Genomic DNA, 25,331 nt, shown 5'->3' with positions numbered 1-25,331 from the left:
GTGGGGTTATCCCCCCTACCACCATGCCGACCTGCCCCATCGTCATCGGACCGGCGCGACGGCAGGCTGGATCCCGAAGCAAGACGCCCCTGCGGCGGCCGGTTGTGACCGAGGATGGACCCATGCGAGACGACGACACCTGGACGGACTCCTTTCGGGACCCCGTCAGAGCTCCGAAGGAAACGCCGGCGCGGCGGCGTGAGCGTCCGGCGTTCAACAGCGGGATGTGGCGTGAGGTCGCCTTCCTGCTGGTGAACTTTCCGCTGTCGCTGGTGGGCTTCGTGCTCACCGTGGTCGGACTCTCGCTGGGCGCCGGGCTGATGGTCACCATCATCGGCCTCTGGGTCCTCGCCGGAGCCCTCTTCGCGATCCGCGGCTACGGCTCCGTGGAGCGCGGGCTGGTGCGTTCGCTGCTGGACGAGGACATCGCCGAACCGCTGCCGGTCGGCACGGGCCGCAGCGGCGGCGGCGCCTGGCGCCGCTTCTTCGACGTGTTCTCGGACGGCCTCGCCTGGCGGACCGCGCTCTACCTCTTCATCAAGCTGCCCTGGGGCATCTTCACCTTCACCGTCACCCTGGTCTCGCTGATCGTGCTGTGGCCGGTGCTGCCGTGGATCGCCCGCGGACTGTCCACCGTCGACCGGGCCCTCGCCTCCTCGCTGCTCGCCCCCGCCGACCTGACCCAGCGGGTCAAGGAGCTGGAGCAGGACCGCGGCACCGTGGTCGACACCGCCGCCGCCGACCTGCGCCGGATCGAGCGCGATCTGCACGACGGGGCCCAGGCCCGGCTGGTGGCCCTGGCGATGGACCTCGGCCTGGCCAAGGAGAAGCTGTCGGAGGACCCGGAGGCGGCCGCGAAGATGGTCGGCGACGCCCACGGCGAGGTGAAGCTGGTCCTGCAGGAACTGCGCGACCTGGCCCGGGGCATCCACCCGGCGGTGCTGACGGACCGCGGTCTGGACGCCGCGCTGTCCTCGGTCGCGACCCGCTGCACGGTACCGGGCGGAGTACGGGTCAACGCGGACCTGCCGGGCGGCTCCGACCGCGAGTCGCGTCCGGACTCGGCGGTGGAGGGCATCGCCTACTTCACCGTCAGCGAGCTGCTCACCAATATCTCCAAGCACGCCGGAGCCCGCACCGCCACCGTCGACGCCTGGCGCTCCGCCGACCACCTGATGCTCCAGGTGCGCGACGACGGCAAGGGCGGCGCCACGGAGGAGCCGGGCGGCGGCCTGGCCGGCCTGGCCGAGCGGATCCGCGCGGTGGACGGCGTCTTCGTCGTCGACAGCCCGGTCGGCGGACCGACCGTGGTGACGGTGGAACTGCCCTGGCGGACCAAGAACCGCAACTGACCCGGCTGTCCGGGTTTCTGATGGATTGACGGCCGGAACCGGAGTCCGGCCGGAATCCGTCCGGACAAGATTGAGCAACACCTGTCACACCGGTGCCCGGGTCTCACTACAGTTCCTCGACCGTTCCCACGCGAACATACAGACGAGGACGAGAACCACGATGAGCACCCCTCCCTCCTACGGCTCCCAGCCCGGCCCCGCCGGCGGCCAGTACCCAGGGCAGGCCGCCAACCCGTACGCCGGGAACCCGGCTCAGCAGCCCAACCCCTATGCGGCGGCCCCGGCCGGGGCCCAGCCGCAGGCGTACCCGGCCCCGCCGTACGGCCAGCCCCAACCCCAGCCCCAGCCCGGCCAGCAGCCGTACCCCGGTCAGCAGCAGCCGTACCAGGACCAGCAGCCCTACCCCAACCAGCAGCAGCCGTATCCCGGGCAGCAGCCGTATCCCGGCCAGCAGCCGTTCCCCGGCCAGCAGCCGCAGCAGCCCCAGCAGGCCGGCTGGCAGGTCCCGCCGCCGTCCAAGCCCTCCAAGGCGTCCCGGTTCAGCAGGAAGCTGGCGATACGCCTCGGTGTCCTGGTGGTCCTCGGCGTCATCGCCTTCGCCTGGTCCCAGTTCAACGGTGATCCCAGCACCGCAAAGGTCGGCGACTGCGTGCAGAACAAGGGCACCGACGCCAACCCGGACGTCCACGTGATCGGCTGCAGCGACCCCAAGGCCCTGTACAAGGTGCTGAAGACCGCCAGTGGCAGCAACGACTCCATCTGCGACAACGTCACCGGCACCGTGGTCGCCTACACCGAGAGCGGCAGCGACAACCTGACCCTCTGCCTGGGCAACAACAAGCCGACCGGCTGAGCGGCTGAGCTGCCGCCCCGCCCGGAAGCCCCCCAGGGGGCGGCCCGGGTGGGGTTATCCCCACCCCAAGACGGCCAGGAGCCCCAGCGCGCCGGGGCCCGAGTCCCGGCAGGCTTGAAGGTACACAGCAAGGACAGGGACTTGGCGGGCACGGCCGACAGGGGAGTGTGGACAGGATGAGCAGCACAGCCAGGATGACGGGCGACGGCCGCAGTTATGACTACGACTACGACGCCGATGGCTTCTCCCGCGGTCGCGACCGCGACGACGAGCGCGGAGGCCGGAGCCGGAACCCGCAGGCCGGCCCCGGCTTCCTCGCCGCACCGTTCTCCGGCCGCACCTGGCGGGAGAGCCTGCACCTGGTGGTCAACCTCCCGGTGGCCGTCCTCACCTTCAGCTACGCCGTGATCATGTTCGCCGCCGGAACCAGTCTGGTGGTGACCTTCCTGGGCATGCCGATCCTGGCCGCGCTGATCGTCGGCTGCCGCGGCTTCGCCGCGATGGAGCGGGCCAGGGCCCGGGGGCTGCTGCGGCTGGACGTACCGGCCCCGGCACCGCTGCGACCGGCCCGGCCCGGGCTGATGGCCTGGATCGGGGCGGCGTTGAAGAGCGGCGCGGGCTGGCGCTCGGTGCTCTACAGCGTGCTGATGCTGCCGTTCTCGGTGCTCTCCTTCTCGCTCACGGTGACGCTGTGGGTGGCCGGCATCGGCTACGGCAGCTACCCGCTGTGGCAGTGGGTGTTCCCGCACTACGTGAACGTGCCGGGGCTGCAGCTCTACAGCAACAACGGCCACACCGTGTACCTGAGCAGCGTCCCGCAGATCGCCGGGGTGTGCGCCGCCGGCCTGCTGGTGCTGTTCATCACCCCGTGGGTGGTCCGTGGACTGGCCAACACCCAGCGGGCGATGGCCCGAGGACTGCTCAAGTAGCTCGAATCAGCAGGCCAGCAAGTCATCAGGTCACCTGGTCGCCACCGTACGGGTGTCGCGTCCGGAACGGAGCACCGTTCCGGGCACGGCACCCGTCAGCTTGTCGTCCCGGACCGTCTCCACCCCGTTGACCCGGACGCTCACCACGCCCTCCGCCCGCGAGTCCAGCCGGGGGCTGTTCCCCGGCAGGTCGTGGACCAGGGTGGCGGGCCCGGCGTCGATCCGCTCGGGGTCGAACAGCACCAGGTCGGCGTGGTTGCCGACAGCGACGGTGCCGCGGTCCCGCAGTCCGAACAGCCCGGCCGGGTCGGCGGTCAGCATCCGCACCGCCTGCTCCACCGGGACCAGCTTGCGCCGCCGCAGGCAGTCGCCGAGGAAGCGGGTGGTGTACGGGGCGCCGCACATCCGGTCCAGATGGGCGCCGGCGTCCGAGCCGCCGAGCATCACGTCCGGGTGCTGCCAGGTGTCGCGCCGCAGCTCCCAACTGCCCGGGTCGTTGTCGGTGGGCATCGGCCACAGCACGGTGCGCAGCTGGTCCGCCGAGCAGATCTCGACCAGCGTGGCGAAGGGGTCCTGGCTGCGTTCGGCGGCGATGTCGCGGACAACCCGCCCGCTGAGGCCGTCGTTGGCGGCGGAGTAGGTGTCGCCGATGACGTACCGTCCGAAGTCGGCCAGCCGCCGGAACACCCCGGCCTCGGGGCTGTTGGCGCGGCGCAGCATCTCGGTCCGGACGGCCGGGTCGGCGAGCCTGGCTATCCGCTCCGGGACCGGCAGGCCGAGGATCTCGCCCCAGCCGGGGATCAGGTTGAGCGCGCAGAAGGTGCCCAGGCTCATGTTCATCGGCGTCAGGATGGGCATGGTCAGCGCGATGATCCGGCCCCCGGCCGCCCTGGCCCTGGACGAGGCCAGCAGCTGCCTCGGCACCCGCTCCGGGACGGCGGCGTCGATGGTGAGGACGTTCCAGTTGAGCGGGCGTCCCGCCGCCGCGGACATGTCGACGAAGAGCGCGATCTCGTCGTCGCTGAACTGGTCCAGGCAGCCGGCCACGATGGCCTCGATCTGGGTGCCCTCGTACTCCCCCACCGCCCGGCTGAGCGCCAGCAGTTCCTCGCGCCCGGCGTGCCGGGAGGCGACCGGCCTGCCGTCGCCGTCCGAGTGGGTGGAGGACTGGGTGGTGGACAGGCCCCAAGCACCCTCGGCCATGGAGCGGCGCAGCAGCTGGACCATGGCCTCCAGCTGCTCCGCTGTCGGCTGCCCGCCGATCGCGTCCGGCCCCATGACGTGGCGCCGCAGCGCGCAGTGGCCGACCATGAAGCCCGCGTTGACGGCGGTGTGGCCGTCCAGCGCCGCCAGGTACTCGCCGAAGGAGGCCCAGCCCCAGGGCACCCCCTCCTCCAGCGCCGCCAGCGACATGCCCTCGACCCGGCACATCATCCGCCGGGTGTAGTCGGCGTCCTCGGGTCGGGCCGGGTTGAGCGGGGCCAGGGTGAAGCCGCAGTTGCCGCCGGCGACGGTGGTGACGCCGTGGCCCAGCGAGGGCGTGGCGTACGGGTCCCAGAACAGCTGGGCGTCGTAGTGAGTGTGCGGGTCGACGAAGCCGGGGCAGAGGATAAGCCCGGTGGCGTCCTCCACCGACACCGCAGATCCCGACGCTCCGGCCGAACCCGAACCCGAACCCGAACCGGAACCCGAGCCAGCTACCTCGATGCTGACGATCCGTCCGCCGCTGATGCCGACGTCGGCGGTACGGGAGGGCGCGCCGGTGCCGTCCACCAGCGTGGCGCCTTGGATGAGGTGGTCGAGCATGGTGGTCCCTCCTGGGATAACCGATAACCGATAGCCGTGAATGGCGGGGCGGGTACGGGGTGGCAGGCCGCCGCTCCCCCGTACCCGCCCGGTTCTGCACCGCCGGTCGGCAGCGCGCTCAGGGGCGCGCGGCCTGGCGGAAGCGGGTGGTGCGGTGCACCGGATCGGTGTCGATCTTCGGGATGACGTTCTCGCCGATCAGCCTGATGGTGGCGGCGGTGGCCTCCGGCGGGATGCCGATCGGCAGGCCGAACACCAGCTGGTCGGCGCCGGCCGACTCCCAGCGCTTGCACTGTGCGAGCACCTCGTCCGGATCGCCGCAGATCAGCAGTTCCTCGTCGATCAGCAGGTCGATGAGCTCCTCGGTGTACTCCGGGATCAGCTCCGGCCAGACCGGGATGCCCTCGATCCTCGGGAAGGTGTCGTGGTAGCGGAACAGCAGCGACTGCAGGTAGTTGAGTCCGCCGTGCACGGCGATCCGGCGGGCCTCCCTGCCGGTCTCGGCGCAGATCGCGGTCGAGGTCACCATCACGTTGTCGTTGACGAAGGCGCCGATCGGCTCGGCGTCCCTGATCGCGTTCTTGTAGGACTCGACCACCCACTCCATGTCCGAGACCTTCTGCACGCTGAACCCCAGCACGCCCAGCCCCTTGCGGGCCGCCATCTCGTAGGAGGAGGGGCTGCCCGCCGCGTACCACATGGCCGGGTGCGCGGGTCCGAACGGTTTGGGCAGCACCTTGCGGGGCGGCAGCGACCAGTGCTTGCCCTGGAAGCCCTGGTACTCGTCCTGGAGCCACATCTTGGGGAACTCGCCGACGGTCTCCTCCCAGATCTCCTTGGTGCCGTCCATGTCCGTGAGTTCGGGCATGAAGCCGAGGATCTCGTGGCTGCCGGCGCCGCGGCCGGTGCCGAACTCGAAGCGGTTGCCGCTGAGGTGGTCCAGCATGGCGACCCGCTCGGCGACCTTGACCGGGTGGTTCACCTTGGCCAGCGGGTTGAAGATGCCGGAGCCGAGGTGGATCCGTGAGGTGGCGTGGGTGAGGTAGCCGATGGCCACGTCATTGGCGGACAGGTGGGAGTACTCCTCCAGGAAGTGGTGCTCGGTGAGCCAGGCGTACTTGAAGCCGGCCCGGTCCGCCTGGACGACGTAGTCCATCTCCTCCATCAGGGCGTGGTGCTCGGCCAGCGGGTCGGCCAGGGAGCGACTCCTGGGCACGTAGCCCTGGATGAAGATGCCGAACTCCATCGGTTCACCGTCCTGTCCATGAATCTGACGGTCCATCAGATACAGCCGACTCTTCCAGCGGGAGCTGAAGCAGTCAAGACACGACGACCCGTCAGTCGATCGACACCCCGGCCAGCCAGCCGCCGTCGACGATGACCGGCTGCCCGGTGATGTAGGAGGAGTCCTCCGAGGTCAGGAAGAGCGCCAGCTTGGCGATCTCGTCGGCCCGGCCGATCCGGCCCAGCGGGATCACCCGGCCGTAGAGCTCGGCCGTGGCCGCCGCTATCGCGGCCCCGTCCTCGGCGCTCATCATCGGCTCCCCGCTGTCGCCGACGAAGACATTGGCCGGGTTGGCCATCGGGGTGTCCACCGAGCCGGGGCAGATGGCGTTCACCCGGATCCCCTTGGGCGCCAGCTCCAGTGCGGCCACCCTGGTCATGCTGAGGATGGCGCCCTTGGTGGCGGCGTAGGAGGTGAGCATGGCCATCCCGGCCTGCGCGGTGTAGGAGGCGGTGTTGACGATGGTGCCGCCGCCGGCGGCCTCGATCAGCGGGGCCGCCGCCCGCATCCCCAGGAAGCAGCCGACCTGGTTCACCCGGACCACCGTCAGGAACTCCTGCAGCGGCGTGCTGACCAGTTCGTTGAGCCGCAGGATGCCGGCGTTGTTGACCAGCCCGTCCAGCCGTCCGTACGCGTCGGTGCAGGCCTGCACCGCCTCCGCCCAGTCGTCCTCGCTGCTGACGTCCAGGTGCTGGTAGCGCACCCGGTCGTCGCCGAACGTCTGGGTCAGCTCCTTGGCCAGCGCCTCGCCGAGGTCGTCCAGCACGTCGGCGACCACGACCCTGGCCCCCTCGGCGGCGAACAGACGGGCCTCCTGCTCGCCCTGGCCCCGGGCAGCCCCGGTGATCAGGACGGTACGGCCTTCAAGTCTGGGCATGCACAGCTCCTCTTCCCGTTCCCACATCTGCATCTGACGTTGTCTCGCACGTGTGCACGCACCACCCCGGACGACGCCGGCTCAGACCAGCGGGACGACCTCGACCGCGATCCGCTCCAGCTGCTCCAGGTACTCGGCCGCGCTGCGGCTGCGCGGGCGCAACTGCAGATGGGTGGCGCCCAGGGCGGTGTACGCCCGGAGCGTCTCGGCCAGCTGCTCTGGCTTGCCGCTGACCGAGCGCCGTCCGATCTCCCAGTCGGGCTCGCCGACGAACAGCGCGGGCGGGATGACATTGACTGCGAACGGACCGCTGCGCCCGGCCTGCTCCCGGGTGGTGCGGATCAGCTCCAGCTGCGCGGGCAGGGCCGCAGGCGCGTCCCCCTGCGACAGCCAGCCCTCCCCCAGCAGCGCCGCCCGGCGCACCGCGCGCGGCGAGGAGCCGCCGACCCACAGCGGCGGACGCGGGCGCTGCACCGGACGGGGGCTGACGGCCAGTCCGGCGAACGGGAAGCGCGGCCCCGGGTGCGTCGGGTACTCCTCCCGCAGGGCGACGTCCAGGGCGGCCAGGGTCTCGTCCAGGATGGCGCCGCGCTGGTGGAAGTCCACGCCCAGCGCCTCGAACTCCTCGGGGACGTGCCCCGCGCCGACGCCCAGCACCAGCCGGCCGCCGCTGAGCAGGTCCAGGGTGGCGTACTGCTTGGCCGACAGCAGCGGGTGCCGCAGCGGCAGCACCGCCACATGCGACATCAGCCTGGTCCGGGTGGTGATCCCGGCCAGCCAGCCCAGCGTGGAGACCGGGTCGTACCAGGTGGCGCCCATCGGGCCGGCCAGCCGCTCCGGGATGGCGACGTGGTCGCAGACCGCGACGTAGTCGAAGCCCAGCCGGTCGGCGGCCTGGGCGGCCTGCGCCAGCTCGGCCGGACCGGCCTGCGTCTCCCACGGCTCGCAGTAGATGGTGCTCTGCGACTGGACCGGCAGCTGGATGCCGAAGACGGCGGTGTCAGACACCGGTGGCCCCCTTCCACAGCCCCTCCGGGGTCAGGTCCAGCAGCCGGATGGCGTTGCCGCGCACCAACTGCTCCACCACATCGGCCTCCAGATGGCCCATCTGCGACTCGGCGACCTCGCGGCTCTTCGGCCAGGTCGAGTCCGAGTGCGGGTAGTCGGTCTCGTAGAGGACGTTGGCGGCGCCGATCGCGTCCAGGTTCCTGACGCCGTGCGGGTCGTCGAAGAAGCAGCCGTAGATGTGCTCGGCGAACAGCTCGCTGGGCCGGGTCAGCACCTTGTCGGCGACACCACCCCAGGCCGCGTTCTCCTCCCAGACCACGTCGGCGCGGGCCAGGATGTAGGGGATCCAGCCGATCTGGCCCTCGGCGTACATGATGTTCAGCCCGGGGAAGCGGTCGAACTTGCCGCTCATCAGCCAGTCCACCATCGAGAAGCAGCAGTTGGCGAAGGTGATGGTGGAGCCGACGGCCGGGGGCGCGTCGGCCGAAGTGGACGGCATCCGGGAGGAGGAGCCGATGTGCATGGCGATGACCGTGCCGGTCTCCTCGCAGGCCCGCAGGAACGGGTCCCAGGCGTCGGTGTGGATGCTGGGCAGCCCCAGGTGCGGGGGTATCTCGCTGAAGCAGACCGCCCGCACGCCCCGGGCCGCGTTGCGGCGGACCTCCGCGGCCGCCAGCTCGGCGTCCCACAGCGGCACGATCGCCAGCGGGATCATCCGTCCCTGCGCGGCCGGCCCGCACCACTCCTCGACCATCCAGTCGTTGTAGGCGCGGATGCACAGCAGGCCCAGTTCGTGGTCCTTGGCCTCAGTGAAGGTCTGGCCGCAGAAGCGCGGGAAGGTCGGGAAGCAGAGCGCCGACTGGACGTGGTTGACGTCCATGTCCTCCAGCCGCTCGGGTATCGAGAACGATCCGGGGCGCATCTGCTGATAGGTGATCGCCTCCAGCCGGACCTCCTCCCTGGGGTAGCCGACGGCGGTGTCCAGGCGGGTCAGCGGGCGGCGCAGGTCCTCGTAGACCCACCAGTCCGCGATGGTGCCCTCGGTGCCGGGCTCCCCCATCCTCGGGGCGAACCGGCCACCGACGAAGGTCATCTCGGCGAGCGGGGCACGGACGATCCGGGGACCGGTCTCGCGGTACTTGGCGGGCAGGCGGTCCTGCCAGACGTCGGGCGGCTCGACGGTGTGGTCGTCCACCGAAATGATCCAGGGGAAGCTCTCCATGACGGCCAGGCTAGCGCCGATCTGACGATCCGTCAGGAGTCGTGCACGCCGCAGATCGGAGCCGGGCGGAACGGCCGGACCGGACCGCCGGACGGGACGTGGAAGCGCCCCGCTGCTCCGCAGTGCAGCGGGACGCTTCCCCGCCCCGCGCAGACAGGCAGCACATACGCGGGGCGGCGGGGCGGGAGGGTTCAGGAGGCGGCGAGGGTGCCCAGCGTGACGTTGGCGGTCCGGGTCGCACCGTCGCGCAGGTAGGTCACCTGGACCTGCAGGCCCGGCTGCAGGCCGGCCAGCACCTCGCTCAGCTCGTTGGAGCTCACGATGGTGGTGCCGCCCAGCTTGGTGATCACGTCCCCGGCCTGGATGCCGCCCTTGGCCGCCGGGCCGCCGCTGGTCACCGAGACCACCCCGGCGCCGGTCTCGGTGTCGCCGCCGCTGGTCAGCACGGTGCGTGAGGTGATGCCCAGGGCGGCCCGGCCGGAGTTGGTGACCTTGCCGTCCTTGATCATCTGGTCGGCCAGGCTGACCACCGCGGACGCCGGGATGGCGAAGCCGATCCCCGGTGCCTGGGCGCCGCTGTCGGTGCCGGAGGTCGCGGCCAGGGTGTTGATGCCCACCACCTGGTCGGCCAGGTTGACCAGCGCGCCGCCGCTGTTCCCGGGGTTGATCGCCGCCGAGGTCTGCACCATGTTGGGGATGGTCACCCCGGGCGAGTCCGCGGTCGCGGGCTCGGACACGGTGCGCCCCACGGCCGAGACGATGCCCTGGGTGACGCTGCTCTCCAGGCCGAGCGGATTGCCCATGGCCAGCACGATCTGGCCGACCTCGACCTTGCTGGTGTCCGCGAAGACCGCCGGCCTGATGTCGGACGGCGGGTTGGTCAGCTTGATCACGGCCAGGTCGCTGGTCGGGTAGGAGTAGACCAGGGTGGCGTCCAGGGTGGCCGAGCTGTCGGCGAGGGTGACCTTGAAGCTCCGGCCGCTGCCGATGACATGGGCGTTGGTGACGATGTCGCCGGTCTTGTCGTAGACGATGCCGGAGCCCAGGCTCTCACCCGCGGTGATCTGGACCACGGACGGGAGCACTGCCTTGACGGTGTTCTGATAGTCCGTCTGCAGGTCGTTGCCGGCGCCGGAGGCGGCAGCGGTCGCGGTGGAGGAGCCGCCGCTGTTCCAGCCGTTGGAGGCGTCCGACGAGGATCCGCTGCTGCAGCCGGCCACGGCCGCGAGCACGAGTCCGACCGTGAGCACCAGGCACGGCTTGCGGAGCGGAAGCGAGCGGGAGGTGCCGGAGCCTGCGCTCTCCATGGGTGCGACCTTCCTGTCGGGCGGCCCGTCAAGCAGGGCTACCTTGGGAGATTTGCACCTATTGTCCCTTTTGTTCTACAAGAGAACGGGAGGCGCGCCGCCCCGCCGCACGCAGAAAACCCCGGTACGGACGGAGGGGATCCGCCCGTACCGGGGGTGGGGGTGCGCAGGGCCAGCGGACCGCGGTCCTACAGGCCGAGCGACTTGGCGATCACGAGCTTCATGACCTCGCTGGTACCGCCGTAGATGCGGAACACCCGGTTGTCCGTGTAGAGGCGGGCGATCGGGTACTCCAGGATGTAGCCGTAGCCGCCGTGCAGCTGCAGGCAGCGGTCGACCACCCGGGAGCAGACCTCGGTGGTGAACAGCTTGGCCTTGGCCACGTCCGAGGCGGTCAGGTCGCCGGTCTCGAACTGCTCCAGGGCGCGGTCCACCACGGCCTGGGCGGCGTCGACCTCGGCCTCGCAGGCGGCGATCTCGAACTTGGTGTTCTGGAACTCGGACACCGACTGGCCGAAGACCTTGCGGTCCTTGGTGTAGGACACGGCCAGGTCCACCGCGGCGCGGGCGGCGGCGTAGGCGCCGACGGCGATGGCCAGCCGCTCCTGGACCAGGTTGTGGGCCAGGTAGAAGAAGCCCTTGCCCTCCTCGCCCAGCAGGTTCTCGACCGGGACCTTGACGTCGACGAAGGACAGCTCGGCGGTGTCGGAGGTGCGCAGGCCGATCTTGTCCAGCTTGCGGCCGACGGTGTAGCCCTCGCTGGTGGTGTCGACGCAGAGGATGGAGAGGCCGGTGCGGCGGTTCTCCGGGGTGGCCGGCGAGGTGCGGGCGACCACCAGCATCAGGTCGGCCTGCACGCCGCCGGTGATGAAGGTCTTGGCGCCGTTGAGGACGTAGTGCTTGCCGTCCTCGGAGAGCTTGGCGTTGGTGGTCATCCCGGCCAGGTCGGAGCCGGTGCCGGGCTCGGTCATGGCGATGGCGGTCATCATCTCGCCGGAGACGAACTTGGGCAGCCAGCGCTTCTTCTGCTCGTCGCTGCCGTACTCCATCAGGTACGGCAGGCAGAGGCCGGTGTGCACCCCGGAGCCGCCGAAGCTGACGCCGGCGCGGGCGCACTCCTCGGTGACGATCGCCTGGTACTTGAAGCCGTGCATGCCGGCGCCGCCGAACTCCTCCGGCACCTCGATGCCGAAGACGCCCAGCTCGCCGAGCTTCAGGTAGAAGTCCTTGGGGGCACGCCCGGCCTGCTCCCACTCGGGGTAGACCGGCACGACCTCCTTGGCGATGAAGTCGCGGATGGTGTCCCGGAACGCCTCGTGGTCCTCGGTGAATACGGTGCGGCGCACGATGGCGCTCCTCTCCTGAGCTCTGCTGAGCGTCCAAGCCGTCACTGGTCGAACGAACGTTAAGTTAATCGCCAGTAGCCTGTTCTGTCCAGGGTGCCCGGGTGTGACGTGAGCCGTGTCCGACGGGCCGTCCGGCGGACGGGCAGAACGGTCGATAGGTCAGGTCGCCAGGTCAGTACGACGGCCCGGAAGCGGTTCGGAAGCAGGAACGCCGCTGCCCCCGCGACCGGGTGGTCGCGGGGGCAGCGGCGGTGTCGGACCGGCCGGCGGCTACTGGGTGAAGTAGCCGGTGACGTCGGCAACCAGGTCGACGGTGCCGGCCAGGTTGTAGAAGTCCACCACGCCGTTGTGCACCGGGACCACCACCAGGTTGGGGATGGTCTGCCCGGTGGTGAAGTTCAGGTTCGAGGCCTTCGGCAGCGAGCTGCCGTCCGGGTAGACCGTGACCACGCCGCCCGCACTGGAGTTGACCGCGGTGACGTTCATGACCACCGCGGTGACCCCGGTCGACGGAAGCCCGTTCACCCCGGCGACCTTGAGCTTCACGACCCCCTGTGCCCCCACCTTCGCCACCGGGACGCCGCCGGTGCCGTTGCGGGTGTCCATCGCCCGGACCGGTCCCGCGGTGACGTAGGAGGAGCCGGACCCCTGGGTGAAGTAGCCGGTGACGTCCGCGACCAGGTCGACGCTGCCGGCGTTGACCGAGAAGTCCACCTTCCCGTCCACCACCGGGACGATCGCCAGGTTCGGCATCACCGCGCCCAGCGGGACGTTCAGGTTGGAGGCCAGTGGCTGCTTCTGACCGTCCGGGTAGACCGTGATCACCGCACCGTCATGGGTCGGCTTCACCGCCGTGACGTTCATGACCACCGCGGTCACCCCGGTCGAGGGAAGCCCGTTGGCACCGGCGATGGTCAGCACCCGCGGCGTACCGGCCACCACCGGGGCCTTGGCACCGCCCGTGGTGGTCCTGGTGTCCAGGAAGCGGGTCGGCCCGGCGCTGGTGAAGGTCGATCCGCCGGTCGCCGTGGTCGAGTAGTACCCGGTCACGTCGGCCACCAGGTCCACGCTGCCGGAGTTGACCGAGAAGTCCACCTTCCCGTCCACCACCGGGACGATCGCCAGGTTCGGCATCACCGCACCGGCGGGAACGTTCAGGTTCGACGCCAGCGGCTGCGGTCGGCCGTCCGGGTAGACCGTGATCACCGCGCCGTTGTGGGTCGGCTTCACCGCCGTGACGTTCATGACCACCGCGGTCACCCCGCTGGACGGGATCCCGTTGACGCCCGCGACCGTCAGCACCCGCGGCTTACCCGCCACGACCGGCGCCTTGGCGCCACCGGTGGTGGTCCTGGTGTCCATGAACCGGGTCGGCGTGACCGGGACGAAGGCGCCCTTCGGCGGCGCCGTCGCCTGGATCACGTTGACGTCGGCGGCCTTCACATAGGCGATCCGGTGGTTGAAGCGGATCGGGTAGTACTTGGTCTGCGAGATGATCTCGGTGTTCGCCGTCGGTGCGGGGCAGGTCGAGCTGAAGGTGTTGGTGTCGGCGTAGTAGTCACCGGCGACGGCGGCGTCCGCGGTGTAGGCCTGGGAGTTCGAGATGGTGTACGCCAGCGGGGCAACGACCTGGTTGGGGCACTTGGCCGGATCCGCCAGGAAGGACACGCTCGCCGGGTAGTCGGACGCCTCGGGGTAGTAGCGGCCGTACACCGGAACCGTGCCTGACTTCGGAACGATCACGGTCTGACCCGGGTGGGTGTTGGCGACGGCGTTGATGCCGTTGGGGTTGTAGAACCAGGCCTTCTGGCCGCCGTACCAGATCGCGGTCCAGTCACCGTTGACGGCGGCGACGACGAAGGTCTGGCCGTAGACGGCCTTGTCACTGACGTCGGCGATCTCAGTGGTTCCGCTGGCCATGCCGGCAGTGGTCAGGACCGCGTCGTTGATCAGGCCGGAACTGGTCGAGGCGTCCTTGTAGAGGTAGACGAAGTTGGCCGCGTGCGCGGGGCAGGCGTCGCTGCCGCCCCCACCGGTGGTGTCGCAACCCGTTAGCGCCGGGGCGCCGGCGGTGCTGTAGGCCGGGGCGATGGTGACCGTGCCACCCGCGACCAGAGTGCCGCTGCCCTGCGGGGTCGCGCCCAGCAGACTGAGGAAGTAGCTCCAGTCGAAGTACGCCCCCGGGTCCCAGTGCTGGGATCCCACGGTGCTGGTCAGCGCGTAGGCGGCGTCGTCGTGGCCGAGGATGTGGTCCCGGTCCAGCGGGATGTTGTACAGCGCCGCGACGTAGCTCACCAGGGCCGCGTCGGTCAGGTACTGCGGCTGGGCTATCCAGGTGCCCGCGGTGTTGTTGGCTGCGCTACCGCCCCCCGCGAAGCCGACGTTCTCGATGCCCACCGAGTGCAGGTTGATCGACTTGTTGGCCGCGTGGATGGCGGCCGACTCCAGCGGCACCATCTGGGTCACCGCGCCGGTGGCGTCGACAATGTAGTGCGCGCTGGTTCCGTCACTCGCGTTCTGGAACTCGCTGATCGCACTGGAGGCCGATGCTCCCTCGGTCGTGTGCAGCACGATCGTGGTGATGCCGTTGCCGTCGGTGGGACGGTTGCCCGCGTAGTAGTTGTTGGCGTTCGCCGGCACGAAGGTGCAGGTCACCGTCTTCGGGCACTCGGGCGTAGTGGTCGCGGAGGTCCCCACGGCCGCGGCCCGGAGGCTCAGCCCGCTGATGGCCTGGGTCGCAGTCGATGTGGTGGGCACAGTGACGGTCGGGCTGGCGGCCAGGGTCACCGTCTGGTTGTCCGTGGTGGTGCGTGAGGCCCCGCTGTGGATGGTCAGGAAGACCTGGTCGGCGAAGCCGGTCGCGGCCTTCTGGTCGGTGGCCTGTGAGTAGGCCGCAACCGCACCGAACCAGTCGGCCGGGTCGCTGGACGGCGTGTGCTTCAGCTTGGTCTGGTACGAGACCAGCAGCGCCGCCGCACCGCGGATGCTCTGCTTGCTGTCACTGCGCAGCACCGAGGCAGGCTGCTTGATCAGGCCGGCGGCGGTGTCCAGCGTGTGCAGCGCCGGGGCCTTGCTCGCCGATCTGTCGTTCACCAGCGCCATCAGCGCGGCGTTCGGGGTGCGCGGCTTGCTGCCGTCACCGGCCTCGTCGTCCTCGGCCGCCCCCTCGGCGGCCGTGAGCGGGGCCGCGGTCGACTCGGTGACCTGGGTCAGCCCCATCACGTTGTAGTTGCCGGTGGTGCTCGGCTGTCCCTGGTGCGACTCCCACTGGGTCTCCTGGTACGAGACCGCCAGCAGGATGCTCTCCGGGACCTTGAACTCAGCGGCCGCAGCCGCGAACTCGTCCTGCAGTGTGCTCTTGCCCGATGTTGCCAGGGCGACCGTCGACGCGTCCGCCCCCGTCCCGGAGCTGGACTTCGTGGGGGCGGCTTCCGCCACCGCTCCGACCACCAGCGCTGCTGCCGCCAGTGCGACGCCGACACCGGCGCCTATGCGAGATTTCTTCCGACTGTGCCTTGCTGCCACCGCAGTGCCCCTGCCCTGATTCCGAGTAGCGAGGCAGTAACGACATAGCGGACTGCCCCCAATGCGCGTGTCTCGTGCGTCCGCGCGTGCTGCCGCGTACGACTGAAGTCAAATCCCCCGGCGATAGAACACATGCCAAATGATGGTTGAGGCTAGCAGTCACGGGGCTGTCGATGACCATTGGGGCCCCTGTTCCACACCTGTTCGTGCAACGATGTGTCCATGGCTGAGAAGACCCGCAGCGAGCACTCCGAATCCCTCTCCCCGACCGGTCCCCAGCAGGTGATCGAGTACGGCGACTACCGCGCGGTGCTCACCGTCGTGGGTGCGGGCCTGAGAGGACTCAGCCACCGGGGACGTCCGCTGGTCGTGAAGTACCCGTCCGACCAGATGCCGCCCGGCGGCGCGGGGCAGTTGCTGGTGCCGTGGCCCAATCGGGTGAGGGACGGGAAGTACTCCTTCGACGGCCGGGACCAGCAGCTCGACATCAGCGAGCCGGCCACCCACAACGCCAGCCACGGCTTCGTCCGCTGGCTGCCCTGGCGGGTGATGGCCGAGGACGCCGCCTCGGTCCGCTTCGGCCTGCGGCTGTACCCGATGCACGGCTACCCGCACATCCTGGAACTGACGGCCAGTTACACCCTGGGCGAGGACGGCCTGAGCGTCGAGGTCGCGGCCCGCAACGTCGGTCCGACCGCCGCCCCGTACGGCATCGGCGCGCACCCTTACCTGACCCTGGGCCGGGGCCCCGGCAGCCTGGACGAGGCCGTGCTGGAGCTGCCGGCCGACACCTGGATCCCGGTCGACGAGCGGATGATCCCCACCGGTCGCGAGGCCGTCGAGGGCACCGAGTACGACTTCCGCAAGGCCAGGGCGATCGGCACCACCCCGCTGGACACCGCCTTCACCGGCCTGCACCGCGACCGGGACGGTCGCGCCACGGTCCGGCTGACCAGTGCGGACGGCGGGCGCGGGGTGGAGCTCTGGGTCGGCGAGGAGATCGGCTGGCTGCAGGTGTACTCCGCCGACACCCTGGCCGGGCCCTACCGGCGCGCGGGCGTCGCGGTGGAGCCGATGAGCTGCCCTCCGAACGCCTTCGCCACCGGGGAGGACGTGGTCCGCCTTGAGCCCGGCGCCCGGGTCGCCCACCACTGGGGCATCCGGGCCCTCTGAGTGGGCGGACAGCACCTCCCTCCAGCGCCGTGGAGCCGTAGAGTTGGCCGAAGAGGGGGTGCGCAGATGCGCGGGTTGCAGGGGTGGAATTCGGCGGGGCCGCAGACCGCCGAGGAGATGATCGCCGAGGCACGCAAGGCGTTCTTCGTGATGTTCGGCTTCATGGTGGTGATCTGGGTCCTGCAGATCGTCAACTGGACCGACAACTACCAGCTCGACCGCGAGTTCATGGTGATCCCGCAACGGGTGGACCGACTCGGGGAGATCTTCACCGCGCCGTTCCTGCACTTCAGTTGGCAGCACATCGAGGGCAACTCGGGACCGCTGTTCGTCTTCGGCTTCCTCGCCGCGTACCGCGGCGTGGTCCGCTTCCTCTGGCTGACCCTGCTGGTGGCGGTCACCAGCGGGCTCGCCGTCTGGGTCTTCCAGAGCACCAACACCGGCAGCGTCGGCGCCAGCGGGCTGATCTTCGGCTACTTCGGCTACGTGGTGCTGCGCGGGATCTTCGACCGGCGGCTGATAGACACCCTGATCGGGGTGGTCATGGCCGCATCCTTCGCCTATCTTGTGACGATCGCACTGCCCGGCACCCCCGGCGTGAGCTGGCTGGCGCACCTGGGCGGACTGGTCGGCGGCGTGATCGGAGCCTGGCTGCTGCGGGACCGGCGGCCCCGGATCGCGACTGGCGCGGAACCTGTCCCCGGTTCGGGGACAGGTTCGGGTTCAGGTAAGACGATCGTCCCGACACAGGGGGCGAATCCGGCTCTCGAAGGCAGCCGCAGCGACCTGCACAAGGAGCTGGGGGATCTGGGGCTTCTCTAGCCTCGCCCACTCTGCCCGGCAAAATGCCTGGTCAAACGGACTGATCGGTTCCTGTGACCTAACTGGCAGGCAAAGCACAGCATTGCCACAGGTTGACCTCATGCGTTTCTCATTTGAGGCATGCAGCCTTTCGCCATGACGACGACGCCCCCTACCCCCGAAGTGGCCTCCACCGACCTTCGTCGACCTGATGGAAGCCCCGTCCGAGTCCTCGTCGTCGACGACGAGGCCCCGCTCGCTGATCTGCTGTCCATGGCCCTGCGCTACGAGGGCTGGCAGACGGCCACCGCCGGCGACGGCGCCGAGGCGCTGCGCGCGGCCCGCGAGTTCCGTCCGGACGCGGTGGTCCTCGACGTGATGCTGCCCGACCTCAGCGGCCTGGAGGTCATGCGCCGGCTGCGCGCCGACCAGCACGACGTGCCGGTGCTCTTCCTCACCGCCAAGGACGCGGTCGAGGACCGGATCGCCGGGCTCACCGCGGGTGGCGACGACTACGTCACCAAGCCGTTCAGTCTCGAGGAGGTCGTGGCCCGCCTGCGCGGACTGCTCCGCAGGAGCGGCGCGGCCGCGGCGCGGGCGGAGTCGGTGCTGGTCGTCGGCGACCTCACCCTGGACGAGGACAGCCGTGAGGTCTTCCGCGGCGACGACTCCATCCGGCTCACCGCCACCGAGTTCGAGCTGCTGCGGTTCCTGATGCGGAACCCCCGGCGGGTGCTGAGCAAGCCTCAGATCCTGGACCGGGTCTGGTCCTACGACTTCGGCGGTCAGGGCAATGTCGTCGAGCTCTACATCTCCTACCTGCGCCGCAAGATAGACGCGGGACGCGCGCCGATGATCCACACGATGCGCGGCGCGGGGTACGTGCTGAAGCCGGCCGACGCGGGGGCACCGGTCCGATGAAGCGAAGCCGGGTCCGAAGCTGGTCCACATGGTCCCTGCGGACCCGGCTGCTGGTGACCACCACGCTGATGCTGGCAGTGGTCAGCGGAGTGATCGCACTGGTCACCACACTGGCGGTCAAGGCGGACCTGCATGCTGCGGCGGAGGATCGACTTCAGCAGATGATCACCCGGTCCCAACCCTTCTGGGACGGCGGAGGCGGGGGAGGAGCAGCCGGAGCGGGTCGCCTTCCCCTGGGCGGCGGGCAAAAGCTGACAGCCCTGGACTTCCTGGTCAACAGCCTGCCGGAAGGGTCCGTCGGCGCCCTGGTGAACAAGAGCGGAGCGGTACAGGCGGGGACACCCACGGTAAGCGCCGACAACGACAACGGTCCCCAGGTCAAGACCACGACGCTGACCACCGCACAGACGGAGGCACTCGCTGCTGCCGCAGGCAGTAGCAGCAACGTCACGGTCAACCTCCCCGGCCTGGGCGACTTCCTGGTGACGTCTCAAGTCAATCCCCAGACCCAGGACACACGCGTCATCGGAGTACCACTCAGTAGCTACGAGACCACGATCAATGAGCTCATCGGTGTGGAGGCAACCGTCACCCTGGCCGGGTTGATCATTGCCGGCTTCCTCTCGTTTGCGCTGATCAGGATCTCGCTCCGTCCCCTCGACCGCGTCGCGGCCACTGCCGCACGGATCTCTCGGGTGCAGTTGGACCGGGGCGAGGTCGGCGAGTTGACCCGGGTCTCGGAGGCGGACACCGACACTCGGACCGAGGCCGGGCAGGTCGGCGACTCGCTGAACCGACTTATCGACCACGTCGCGAACGCGCTGTCCGCCCGCCACGCGAGTGAGACGCGGGTGCGGCAGTTCGTTGCCGACGCCAGTCACGAGTTGCGGACGCCGTTGGCGTCCATCGCCGGCTACGCCGAACTCACCCGGCGCGGACGCGAAGCCGTGCCGCCGGACACGGCCTACGCGCTGAGCCGGGTGGAGTCCGAGGCCGCCCGGATGACCCGTCTGGTCGAAGACCTCCTCCTGCTGGCGCGCCTCGACGCCGGACGCCCGCTGGAGCGCGAGCCACTGGACCTCGCGCCGCTGGTGATGGACGCCGTCCGGGACGCCCACGCGGCCAGCCCCGACCACAACTGGCAGGTCCAACTCCCGGACGACCCGGTGATGGTGGACGGCGACGGACACCGCCTGCACCAGGTCCTGGTCAACCTCCTCGCCAACGCGGGCAAGCACACCCCGGCCGGAACAAGGGTGACCGCCGCTGTCGTGCTCTCCCCCGACGGCGTCGGCTGCGAGCTGCGGATCATCGACGACGGCCCCGGCATCCCGCCCGCGCTGCTCCCCTCCGTGTTCGAGCGCTTCGCCCGCGGCGACAGCTCCCGTTCCCGCGCGGCCGGAAGCACCGGCCTCGGCCTGGCCATCGTCGCCGCCGTCACCGCCTCCCACGGCGGCACCGTCGGCGTCCGCAGCAGGCCGGGGAGCACCGTCTTCACGGTCCGGCTGCCGCTCTCCGCCGAGCCCGCCAAGGACCTGGACCTGCTCGTCAACTGACAGACCGTTCACAGCATCGGCACACGGCGACAACAGGGCATCCGGAGACATTGGTGCTATGTCGTCCACCACCGCCGCCCAGCCCGTCGTGCTGGAACAGCAGTCCCCCGCCGGGGACCCCCGCTGGGTCCGCCCCGCCTTCATCGGTCTGCTCCTGGTCACCGCCGTGCTCTACCTGTGGGATCTCAGTGCTTCCGGCTGGGCCAACCAGTTCTACTCGGCCGCCGTGCAGGCCGGCAGCAAGAGCTGGGAGGCCATGTTCTACGGCTCCTCCGACGCGGCGAACTTCATCACCGTGGACAAGCCCCCCGCCTCGCTCTGGGTCATGGACGTCTCGGCCCGGATCTTCGGCGTCAACTCCTGGTCGATCCTGGCACCGCAGGCCCTGGAGGGGGTCGCCACCGTCGCCGTCGTCTACGCGGCCGTACGGCGGCGCTTCTCGGCCCAGGCCGGACTGATCGCCGGCGCGGTGCTGGCGCTCACCCCGGTGGCCGCGCTGATGTTCCGCTTCAACAACCCCGACGCGCTGCTCGCCCTGCTGCTCACCCTGGCCGGCTACGCGGTGCTGCGGGCGCAGGAGCAGGCGCAGACCCGCTGGCTGGTGCTGGCCGGGGCCTGCGTCGGCCTGGCCTTCCTCACCAAGACCCTGCAGGCGTTCCTGATCCTCCCCGCGCTCGGCGCCACCTATCTGGCGTTCGCGCCGACCGGGATGTGGCGCAGGATCAGGCAGGTGCTGGTGGCCCTGGTGGTCATGGTCGTCAGCGGGGGCTGGTGGGTGGCCGTCGTCCAGCTCACCCCGGCCGCGTACCGGCCCTACATCGGCGGAAGCCAGCACAACAGCTTCCTCGAACTGACCTTCGGCTACAACGGGTTCGGACGCCTGGACGGCTCCGAGACCGGCAGTGTCGGCGGTGGCGGCGGTGGGGCCGGCGGCTCGACCGGCATGTGGGGCAGCACCGGGCTCACCCGGCTCTTCGGCTCCGACATGGGCGGCCAGATCGCCTGGCTGCTCCCGGCGGCGCTGCTGCTGCTGGTCGCCGGGCTGTGGCTGACCTGGCGGCTGCCCCGGGTGGACAGCCGGCGCGCGGCCTTCGTGCTGTGGGGGCTCGCCCTGGTCGCGACCTTCCTGACGTTCAGCCTGATGAAGGGCATCTTCCACCCGTACTACAACGTCGCGCTGGCCCCGTACACCGCAATCCTGGTCGGCATGGGCGCCGGCGTGCTCTGGGAGCAGCGGCGGACCTGGTTCGCCTCCGTGACGCTGGCGGTGGTCACCGGGGTGACGGCCGTGCTGTCGTACACCCTGCTGGAGCGCAGCTCCGACTGGTACCCCTGGCTGCGCTACGCGGTGCTGATCGGGGGGATGCTGGCCGCGCTGGGCCTGATCGTGGTGGGCCAGTTGCCGGACGGCGTCGCCCGTCCGCTGGCTGCCCTGGGCCTGGTCGCGGCGCTGGCCGGACCGGCGGCGTACACCCTGCAGACAGTGGGGACGGCGCACAGCGGATCACTGCCCAGCGCGGGACCGGCGGTCGCGGCGGGCTTCGGCGGTGGCGGCGGGTTCGGCGGCGGAGCCGGGGGTGGTCGCGGAGGCGGCGGCTTCCCGGGCGGCGGCCAGGCCGGTGCGACCGGCGGCCAGGGCGGCCCGCAGGCCGGCGGCACCGGCGGGTTCCCCGGCGGCGGCACGGCGCCCGGCGGCGGCACGGCGCCCGGCGGCACCGCCGGCGGCCGGACCGGAACCGGCACGGGCGGCGGAACCGGCGGCGGCTTCGGCGGAGGCGCGGGCGGCGCTGGCGGCGGCGTCGGGACGCTGCTCAACGGCTCCGATCCGGGCACGGCGATCACCGCCCTGCTCAAGGCCGACGCCAGCAAGTACACCTGGGCCGCCGCGGCGATCGGCTCCCAGAACGCCGCCGGCTACCAACTCGCCACCGGCGACCCGGTGATGGCCCTCGGCGGCTTCAACGGCACCGACGCCGCCCCGAGCCTCAGCCAGTTCGAGCAGTACGTCCGCTCGGGCCGGATCCACTACTTCATCGGCGGCGGCACCGGCGCCAACGGCAGCAGCGGAAGCTCGGACACCAGCCAGATCTCCACCTGGGTCGCCGCCCACTACGCGTCGAGCACGGTGGACGGAGTGACGGTCTACGACCTGACGAAGGCGAAGACGACCACGACGAGCTGACGCAGCGGTGTGCCGGGAGGCGGGGAACCGCCTCCCGGCACACCACCCCCACCCCTCAGTCGTTGACCTCCGACCGTCCCTTGCGCCAGTAGCCCATGAAGGTCACCGCCTTGCGCGGGTAGCCGCAGTCGTTGACGAGGTAGCGGCGCAGGGTACGGACCTGGGAGGCCTCTCCGGCGATCCAGGCGTAGCGGGATGACGGGGCGTCGGCCCGGCGTGCGTCGTCCGCTCCGACGGCCTTGGCCAGACCGGTTCCCCCGTCCACCCAGTGGATCCGGACGGCTGCGGCCGTCGTCAGCGGCTGACGGTGCGCCGGGTCCGTGATCCGGATGAACACCCTGGTGGGGAAGGACTCCGGCAGGGTCTCCAGGATGGCGGCGATGGCCGGGAGCGCTGCCTCGTCGCCGGCGATCAGGACCTCGTCGGCCTCCGGCGGAAGGTGGAACTCGACGCCGCCCGCGCCGGGGACGGTGGGGCCGAAGACGGCGATGCGGTCTCCGGCACCGGTGGCGCGGGCCCAGCGCGAGGCAGGGCCTTCGGCCGGACCGGAGTGCAGGGCCAGGTCGACGTCGACCTCGGCCGCCTCGGGCCGCTGGGCGCGGACCGTGTAGGTGCGCATGACCGGACGCCAGATCTCCGGCATCCGCTGCCAGCCCCGGTACCAGCCGCCCTCCACGTCGTCGTCCGGCAGCACCGGCTCGGTCTGCCCCTCCAGCGGGAGCAGCAGCTTGATGCGCTGGTCGCGGCCGCCGTTGACGAAGCCCTCCAGGTCCGCGCCGCCGAAGGTGACGCGGACCATGCCGGGGGTGAGCCACTCCTTGCGGACCACCTCGACCGAGAACAGGCGGAAGGGCTGGACCGCGGGTGCGGCCGGGACAGCGGGGGCCGAGTCGGGGGCAGTGCTTGCGGGCATGCGGACTCCAGGGGCCTGATCGAGAGCCGAAATTCGATTAGGTTAGGCTGGCCTAACTATGTCATAGGTCAGCGAGGCACCCCGCAGCTGGCCGCGGCGCTCAAGGCCTGATCTGCGCCCCCGCCCGGGCCGGCTGCTCCGGTTCCGGCCTGAGCAGCCGGCCCAGGCGGGGTTCCACCAGCGGCCGGAGCAGCCGCCGCACCGGTGCCGTGCAGAGCAGCAGCGCCAGCGCCACCGCCCCGACCGTCAGCAGCAGCCACCCGCCGGGGTGATGCAGGAAGGACCAGCGGTACCAGCCCTTCAGCAGCAGGGCGCGCTGCAGGAACGGGTGCAGCAGGAAGGCGTACATGGTCCCGGCACCGAGCCCGCTGAACCAGGTCGCACGGCGCGGCACCAGCGCCAGGAAGGCCGCTGTGAGCAGCAGCCCGAGCAGGAAGACCACCGAGGACTCGGCCAGCCAGCGGGCGTACGAGACGTGCAACGAGCCGCTGGAGCCGCTGCGGTAGAGCCAGTTCACGTCGGTGCTCGGGGCCGCCGCCCAGGCGAGTGCGGCCACGGCGGCGAAGGCGGCCGCCGCGTACAGCCGGACGTGGCGCAGCGCGAGCAGCCGGTCCAGGTGCTCCCGGCGCAGGCAGAGACCGATCACAAAGTACGGCAGGAACTCCAGCGTCCTGGCCAGCGACAGCATCGGGCCGAAGGTGAAGGCGCCGCTGAGCAGGAACACCGCGAGCGCCACCGGCACCGGCCAGCGCACCAGCCGCCACAGCGGGGCGGTGATCCGCCAGAGGAACAGCGACATCAGGAACCACAGCACCCAGGTCGGGGTGAGCGGCGCCAGCGCGAGCCGGTCCCCGGCCAGCCACTGGACCCACAGCGTCAGCAGGGTGTTCCACAGCAGGAACGGCGCGAGGACGCCGGTGAGCAGCCGCCGGAGCTGGCGCGGCTCGCCCCGGAAGCTCTGCGAGAACCAGCCGGACACCAGCACGAAGACCGGCATGTGGAACAGGTAGACCAGCAGGTAGGCCGCGCGCAGCGGCCGCTCCCCCGGGAGGCCGACCAGCGGCTCCCAGGCGTGGCCGAGCACGACCAGGACGATCACCAGCAGCTTGGCGTTGTCGAAGAAGGGGTCGCGCGGGGGTGCTTCGACGGCGACGGGGGGAAGGGCGAGGAGCACCTGTGGATCGTACTTGGGTGCAGCGTGTGCCTGGCTTGTCGCGCAGTTCCCCGCGCCCCTAGGGGTCTGCAACTGGCTCAGTTGCACATGCTCAGGGGCGCGGGGAACTGCGCGGCCAGCCGACCCCCTACCCGGGGATCACCACGGCCGTACCCGACACCCGTACCCTGCGGTCCCCCTCGCGCAGCTCCACGCGGAGCACACCCGGTCGACCCAGGTCCTCCCCCTGGTGCAGCGTCAGCACCGTCCCGCCTCCCCCGCCAACCAGCCCCAGCTCCCGCAGGTACGCGCCGAAGGCCGCCGCCGCGGCCCCGGTGGCCGGGTCCTCGACGATCCCGCCGACCGGGAACGGGTCGCGGACGTGGAAGGTGGCGGCGTCCTCGCGCCACACCAGCTGCAGCGTGACCAGCTCGCGGGCCTCCATGTAGGCCGCCAGCCCCTCGAAGTCGTACGCCAGCTCCGCGAGGCGCCCGCGGGTGGCCGCGGCCAGCACCAGGTGCCGGGCGCCCGCGTAGGCGATGCGGGGCGGCAGGGCCGGGTCGAGGTCGTTCCCGCTCCAGCGGAGCAGCCGCAGCGCCTCGGCCACGTCCTCCTCGGACACCGGGTCGACCCGGGGTTCCACACTGGTCAGGGTCGCCCGCAGGGAACCGTCCGACTCGGCCTCGACGTCCACCGGGACCTCACCCGCCCGGGTGCGGAAGAGCAGCGCCCCGGGACCGGTCCGCTCGGCCAGCGCGACCGCGGTGGCGATGGTGGCGTGGCCGCAGAAGGGGACCTCGACCTTGGGGCTGAAGTAGCGGACGTCGTAGTCGCGCTCGCCCGCCGCGCTGTTCCGGCCCCGGGTCAGGAACGCGGTCTCCGCGTAGCCGAGTTCGGCCGCCACGGCGAGCATGGCCGCGTCGTCCAGTCCGGTCGCGTCGAGGACGACGCCGGCGGGGTTGCCGCCCTCGGGGTCGGTGGTGAAGGCCGCATAGCGAAGGATGTCCATGACCGAATGAACTCGGACCGCGGCCCGATGATTCCGATGCCGTCCACGCCAAGTCGCTGCAAAGTCCACCCCACCCTTCCGCAAGATTCAGAAAGAATTTTCTCCGAGGCCTT

General features: G+C 70.7%; 19 protein-coding genes. 8 read left to right on the top strand and 11 right to left on the bottom strand.

Going from position 1 to position 25,331, the window contains the following annotated elements; genetic code table 11:
- The first annotated feature begins 122 nt into the window (after positions 1 to 122).
- The 3 genes from ABUW04_RS07335 to ABUW04_RS07325 all read left to right on the top strand — a co-directional run bounded on the left by ABUW04_RS07335 (position 123) and on the right by ABUW04_RS07325 (position 3,134).
- On the top strand, positions 123 to 1,352 hold the full coding sequence (locus ABUW04_RS07335; protein WP_380563656.1) for a sensor histidine kinase: 1,230 nt from the start codon (positions 123 to 125) through the stop codon (positions 1,350 to 1,352).
- Positions 1,353 to 1,512: 160 nt separating this feature from the next.
- Positions 1,513 to 2,205, top strand: coding sequence for an LppU/SCO3897 family protein (locus tag ABUW04_RS07330; protein ID WP_380563654.1), 693 nt, complete (start codon positions 1,513 to 1,515; stop codon positions 2,203 to 2,205).
- 176 nt (positions 2,206 to 2,381) lie between these two features.
- Positions 2,382 to 3,134 (top strand): sensor domain-containing protein, encoded by a 753-nt coding sequence (locus ABUW04_RS07325; protein ID WP_380563652.1) that lies wholly within the window; start codon positions 2,382 to 2,384, stop codon positions 3,132 to 3,134.
- Between the two features lie 30 nt (positions 3,135 to 3,164).
- Here ABUW04_RS07325 and ABUW04_RS07320 read toward each other — a convergent pair whose 3' ends face one another.
- The 8 genes from ABUW04_RS07320 to ABUW04_RS07285 all read right to left on the bottom strand — a co-directional run bounded on the left by ABUW04_RS07320 (position 3,165) and on the right by ABUW04_RS07285 (position 15,423).
- The gene (locus tag ABUW04_RS07320) at positions 3,165 to 4,940 is read right to left on the bottom strand and encodes an N-acyl-D-amino-acid deacylase family protein (RefSeq protein WP_380563651.1); all 1,776 of its coding nucleotides are present in this window, start codon (positions 4,938 to 4,940) and stop codon (positions 3,165 to 3,167) included.
- A gap of 118 nt (positions 4,941 to 5,058) precedes the next feature.
- The gene (locus ABUW04_RS07315; protein WP_380563650.1) at positions 5,059 to 6,186 is read right to left on the bottom strand and encodes an LLM class flavin-dependent oxidoreductase; all 1,128 of its coding nucleotides are present in this window, start codon (positions 6,184 to 6,186) and stop codon (positions 5,059 to 5,061) included.
- Between the two features lie 91 nt (positions 6,187 to 6,277).
- Positions 6,278 to 7,102 (bottom strand): SDR family NAD(P)-dependent oxidoreductase, encoded by an 825-nt coding sequence (locus ABUW04_RS07310; protein WP_030251776.1) that lies wholly within the window; start codon positions 7,100 to 7,102, stop codon positions 6,278 to 6,280.
- Between the two features lie 81 nt (positions 7,103 to 7,183).
- On the bottom strand, positions 7,184 to 8,110 hold the full coding sequence (locus tag ABUW04_RS07305; RefSeq protein WP_380563649.1) for a TIGR03619 family F420-dependent LLM class oxidoreductase: 927 nt from the start codon (positions 8,108 to 8,110) through the stop codon (positions 7,184 to 7,186).
- Complete coding sequence (locus ABUW04_RS07300) at positions 8,103 to 9,332, bottom strand: amidohydrolase family protein (protein ID WP_030251782.1); 1,230 nt, start codon at positions 9,330 to 9,332, stop codon at positions 8,103 to 8,105. The genes ABUW04_RS07305 and ABUW04_RS07300 overlap by 8 nt, the downstream gene beginning before the upstream one ends.
- Positions 9,333 to 9,523: 191 nt before the next feature.
- Entirely contained in the window at positions 9,524 to 10,639 is a 1,116-nt protein-coding gene (locus ABUW04_RS07295; RefSeq protein ID WP_051725049.1) for a S1C family serine protease, read from the bottom strand.
- A 188-nt stretch (positions 10,640 to 10,827) separates the two neighbouring features.
- Positions 10,828 to 11,985 carry an acyl-CoA dehydrogenase family protein gene (locus ABUW04_RS07290; RefSeq protein ID WP_030251787.1) on the bottom strand — a complete coding sequence of 386 codons (1,158 nt, stop codon included), beginning with the start codon at positions 11,983 to 11,985 and terminating at the stop codon, positions 10,828 to 10,830.
- A 270-nt stretch (positions 11,986 to 12,255) separates the two neighbouring features.
- Positions 12,256 to 15,423 (bottom strand): N-acetylmuramoyl-L-alanine amidase, encoded by a 3,168-nt coding sequence (locus tag ABUW04_RS07285; protein WP_380563648.1) that lies wholly within the window; start codon positions 15,421 to 15,423, stop codon positions 12,256 to 12,258.
- Positions 15,424 to 15,732: 309 nt separating this feature from the next.
- Here ABUW04_RS07285 and ABUW04_RS07280 point away from each other — a divergent pair, with 309 nt between their 5' ends.
- The 5 genes from ABUW04_RS07280 to ABUW04_RS07260 all read left to right on the top strand — a co-directional run bounded on the left by ABUW04_RS07280 (position 15,733) and on the right by ABUW04_RS07260 (position 22,143).
- Positions 15,733 to 16,683, top strand: a complete 951-nt coding sequence (locus tag ABUW04_RS07280) for an aldose 1-epimerase family protein (protein WP_030251792.1) — start codon at positions 15,733 to 15,735, stop codon at positions 16,681 to 16,683.
- Between the two features lie 66 nt (positions 16,684 to 16,749).
- Complete coding sequence (locus ABUW04_RS07275; RefSeq protein WP_030251795.1) at positions 16,750 to 17,505, top strand: rhomboid family intramembrane serine protease; 756 nt, start codon at positions 16,750 to 16,752, stop codon at positions 17,503 to 17,505.
- Positions 17,506 to 17,640: 135 nt separating this feature from the next.
- Positions 17,641 to 18,405 (top strand): response regulator transcription factor, encoded by a 765-nt coding sequence (locus tag ABUW04_RS07270; protein WP_030251797.1) that lies wholly within the window; start codon positions 17,641 to 17,643, stop codon positions 18,403 to 18,405.
- A gap of 53 nt (positions 18,406 to 18,458) precedes the next feature.
- On the top strand, positions 18,459 to 19,961 hold the full coding sequence (locus ABUW04_RS07265) for a sensor histidine kinase (protein WP_380563647.1): 1,503 nt from the start codon (positions 18,459 to 18,461) through the stop codon (positions 19,959 to 19,961).
- A 58-nt stretch (positions 19,962 to 20,019) separates the two neighbouring features.
- Entirely contained in the window at positions 20,020 to 22,143 is a 2,124-nt protein-coding gene (locus tag ABUW04_RS07260; protein WP_380563645.1) for an ArnT family glycosyltransferase, read from the top strand.
- A 55-nt stretch (positions 22,144 to 22,198) separates the two neighbouring features.
- Here ABUW04_RS07260 and ABUW04_RS07255 read toward each other — a convergent pair whose 3' ends face one another.
- The 3 genes from ABUW04_RS07255 to ABUW04_RS07245 all read right to left on the bottom strand — a co-directional run bounded on the left by ABUW04_RS07255 (position 22,199) and on the right by ABUW04_RS07245 (position 25,218).
- Positions 22,199 to 23,056, bottom strand: a complete 858-nt coding sequence (locus ABUW04_RS07255; protein WP_380563643.1) for a siderophore-interacting protein — start codon at positions 23,054 to 23,056, stop codon at positions 22,199 to 22,201.
- Positions 23,057 to 23,156: 100 nt separating this feature from the next.
- Positions 23,157 to 24,230, bottom strand: a complete 1,074-nt coding sequence (locus ABUW04_RS07250) for an acyltransferase family protein (RefSeq protein ID WP_380563642.1) — start codon at positions 24,228 to 24,230, stop codon at positions 23,157 to 23,159.
- A gap of 127 nt (positions 24,231 to 24,357) precedes the next feature.
- Positions 24,358 to 25,218 carry a PhzF family phenazine biosynthesis protein gene (locus ABUW04_RS07245; RefSeq protein WP_380563641.1) on the bottom strand — a complete coding sequence of 287 codons (861 nt, stop codon included), beginning with the start codon at positions 25,216 to 25,218 and terminating at the stop codon, positions 24,358 to 24,360.
- Positions 25,219 to 25,331 lie beyond the last annotated feature (113 nt).

Source organism: Streptacidiphilus jeojiensis, from assembly GCF_042510965.1.
Taxonomy (GTDB): Bacteria; Actinomycetota; Actinomycetes; order Streptomycetales; family Streptomycetaceae; genus Streptacidiphilus; species Streptacidiphilus jeojiensis.
Note: the sequence above shows the minus strand (reverse complement) of the source record. Positions and strands in the feature narration are given on the sequence as shown.

Excerpts from the sequence above, each read along its gene's own strand:
- ABUW04_RS07255 (WP_380563643.1), bottom strand. The coding sequence starts at position 23,056 with ATGCCCGCAAGCACTGCCCCCGACTCGGCCCCCGCTGTCCCGGCCGCA.
- ABUW04_RS07310 (WP_030251776.1), bottom strand. The coding sequence starts at position 7,102 with ATGCCCAGACTTGAAGGCCGTACCGTCCTGATCACCGGGGCTGCCCGG.
- ABUW04_RS07330 (WP_380563654.1), top strand. The coding sequence starts at position 1,513 with ATGAGCACCCCTCCCTCCTACGGCTCCCAGCCCGGCCCCGCCGGCGGC.
- ABUW04_RS07315 (WP_380563650.1), bottom strand. The coding sequence starts at position 6,186 with ATGGAGTTCGGCATCTTCATCCAGGGCTACGTGCCCAGGAGTCGCTCC.
- ABUW04_RS07320 (WP_380563651.1), bottom strand. The coding sequence starts at position 4,940 with ATGCTCGACCACCTCATCCAAGGCGCCACGCTGGTGGACGGCACCGGC.
- ABUW04_RS07280 (WP_030251792.1), top strand. The coding sequence starts at position 15,733 with ATGGCTGAGAAGACCCGCAGCGAGCACTCCGAATCCCTCTCCCCGACC.
- ABUW04_RS07260 (WP_380563645.1), top strand. The coding sequence starts at position 20,020 with ATGTCGTCCACCACCGCCGCCCAGCCCGTCGTGCTGGAACAGCAGTCC.
- ABUW04_RS07245 (WP_380563641.1), bottom strand. The coding sequence starts at position 25,218 with ATGGACATCCTTCGCTATGCGGCCTTCACCACCGACCCCGAGGGCGGC.
- ABUW04_RS07325 (WP_380563652.1), top strand. The coding sequence starts at position 2,382 with ATGAGCAGCACAGCCAGGATGACGGGCGACGGCCGCAGTTATGACTAC.
- ABUW04_RS07295 (WP_051725049.1), bottom strand. The coding sequence starts at position 10,639 with ATGGAGAGCGCAGGCTCCGGCACCTCCCGCTCGCTTCCGCTCCGCAAG.
- ABUW04_RS07335 (WP_380563656.1), top strand. The coding sequence starts at position 123 with ATGCGAGACGACGACACCTGGACGGACTCCTTTCGGGACCCCGTCAGA.
- ABUW04_RS07275 (WP_030251795.1), top strand. The coding sequence starts at position 16,750 with ATGCGCGGGTTGCAGGGGTGGAATTCGGCGGGGCCGCAGACCGCCGAG.
- ABUW04_RS07300 (WP_030251782.1), bottom strand. The coding sequence starts at position 9,332 with ATGGAGAGCTTCCCCTGGATCATTTCGGTGGACGACCACACCGTCGAG.
- ABUW04_RS07270 (WP_030251797.1), top strand. The coding sequence starts at position 17,641 with ATGACGACGACGCCCCCTACCCCCGAAGTGGCCTCCACCGACCTTCGT.